Source organism: Streptomyces sp. NPDC054961 (assembly GCF_053609145.1).
Genome location: NZ_JBSGWY010000103.1, coordinates 1 through 2203, shown reverse-complemented (window position 1 = coordinate 2203; position 2203 = coordinate 1). Strand labels below are relative to the sequence as shown.

The window sequence follows — 2203 nt, the reverse complement described above, 5'->3', positions numbered from 1 at the left end:
TCGACTTCCCGGCCGAGCCGCTCACCGGTGTCCATCCCGTCCCTCACCCGGCGACCGTCCGGCGCCTGCTCCAGCGGCTGGACGGCGACGCTCTGGACGCTGCCATCGGAGCATTCCTACAGGCCAGAGGAGTACACCCGAGCGAGTCCGAGCGATCGGCGAAGCCGGTGCCGCGGGCGATCGCGGTCGACGGCAAGACGGTCCGCGGCTCGCGCACCGTCACGAGCACCGCGATCCAACTGCTGGCCGCAATGGACCACCACGGCGTGGTCCTGGCCCAGCGGCAGGTCGCCTCCAGAAGCAACGAGATCCCCGCCTTCGCCCCGCTGCTGGACAGCATCGACCTGAGCGACACCGTGATCACCGGCGATGCCCTGCACACCCAGCACGCCCACGGCACGTACCTCCGCGAGCGCGGCGCCCACTACCTGGCCATCGTGAAAAAGAACCACCCCGGGCTGTATGCCCAGGTCAAAACGCTTCCCTGGGCGGACATCCCGCTGGACCACCGCACCCGCGACCGGGCCCACCACCGCGACGAGATCCGCCGACTCAAGACCGCCGCCTTCCACCACCTCGACTATCCCGGCGCCCGCCAGGCGATCCAGATCGTCCGATGGCGCCGCGACCGCTCGACCGGGAAGCTCACCATCGAACGGGTCTACCTGATCACTAGCCTGGACACCTACGACGCCACCGCCGTCCAGCTCGCCACCTGGATCAGGGGCCACTGGGGCATCGAGAACCTCCTGCACCACGTCCGAGACCGGACCTTCCGCGAGGACGACTCCAAAGTCCGCACCGGCCACCTGCCCCGCACCATGGCCGGCCTGCGCAACCTCGCCATCGGCATCTTCCGCCAGAACGGCCACACCAACATCGCCGCTGCCCTCCGCCACACCGGCCGCGACCACACCCGACCCCTGCGAATCCTCGGCCTCACGTGATCAATCCGGACAGACCGCAACCATGCAATGCCCCTGAGATACATACGGCGTTCCCTCAGCGGCCATTCATGATCCCTAAGCTCACGCCTCGTGAAGAACGTGAAGAAGACGATCGTGTTGCTCGCCTTGATAATGAGCTACTTCCCGCTGACCCCGACGGCGTTCGCGGCGGCCAAGTCGCCCGCGCAGGTAGCGGCCAAGTCGCCCGCGCAGGTAGCCGAGGACTGCGCCGACCCGAGGCCCACGCAGGCCGGGGACATCATCTACTGGGACCCCGAGTGCTACCTCACCTTCAAAAGCAGCAAGCAAGTATGGGGCGAGGCCACCATGCCCGACAAGCTCGGCAGTGGGAAGAGCCCCATCGCCTACGGCTGCACCAGTAGCGGCAGCGTGAGCGTCGCCGGAACCAAGAGCTCCTCCACCAGCTTCTCCTTCGGCCTCGACATCGGCGGGAAGAAGAAGTTCGGTGACTGGGAGGCCTCCGTCGGGCCCAAGCTCGGTTGGAGCTGGACCTGGAGCACCAGCGACACCCACACGCACACCGCCACGGTCCCCCTGGGCAGCGTCGGCTGGATCGAGGTCAAGGAGCCGCTGATCGAGGCGGTCGTCGACATCGATGCCCGCTACGACGGCAACAAGAACGAGCTCGTCAAGAACGCGGTCGTCCGGGTGCCGGACACCAGCCGGTCCTTCGCCTGGTTGTATCAGAGCCGCAAGATGACCGACACGGAGCTGAGGGACATCTGCGGGCAGGACCCGCCGACCACCAAGACCTACGACATGTGGTCGGCCGGTGGCAAGGCTCCCTACAAGAACCTGCTGAGCGGCAAGTGCCTGGCCATCGGCCCCACCGTCCCCAACGGCGGGCTCGTGGTGCAGCGTACCTGCGACGGCGGGGCCGCGCAGAAATGGAACGCCGTCAAGGCGAGCAACGGCTATTTCACCATCCGCAACAACAACGGCTACTGCCTCACAGTCCCCTACAACAACGGCACCCCGCCCGGCCAGAACACCCAGCTCATGTGGTGGGGCTGCGAGACCCGCTGGGACTCGGGCAACCAGCTCTGGTCGGTCAACCCGACCAAGATCAGCGGTACCTACACCTTCGCCAACCAGTGGACGGGGCTCTGTCTCGCGCCGCACTCCAGTGAGATGACCAAGAACGGCGGCCGGGTGACCATCCGCAAGTGCGCGTAGCGGGATCAGTTGACCCCTCCTATGGAGTCCTCTGCGGAGTGGAGAAGACTCCGTAGGAG

General features: G+C 66.7%; 2 protein-coding genes. Both read left to right on the top strand.

Going from position 1 to position 2203, the window contains the following annotated elements; translation table 11 throughout:
* On the top strand, positions 1–947 hold a 947-nt coding region (locus ACWF9Z_RS36635), incomplete at its 5' end, for an ISAs1 family transposase (RefSeq protein WP_453609944.1).
* Between the two features lie 90 nt (positions 948–1037).
* Positions 1038–2144: an RICIN domain-containing protein gene (locus ACWF9Z_RS36630; RefSeq protein ID WP_453609942.1), complete on the top strand. Its 1107-nt coding sequence runs from the start codon at positions 1038–1040 to the stop codon at positions 2142–2144.
* Positions 2145–2203: the final 59 nt, after the last annotated feature.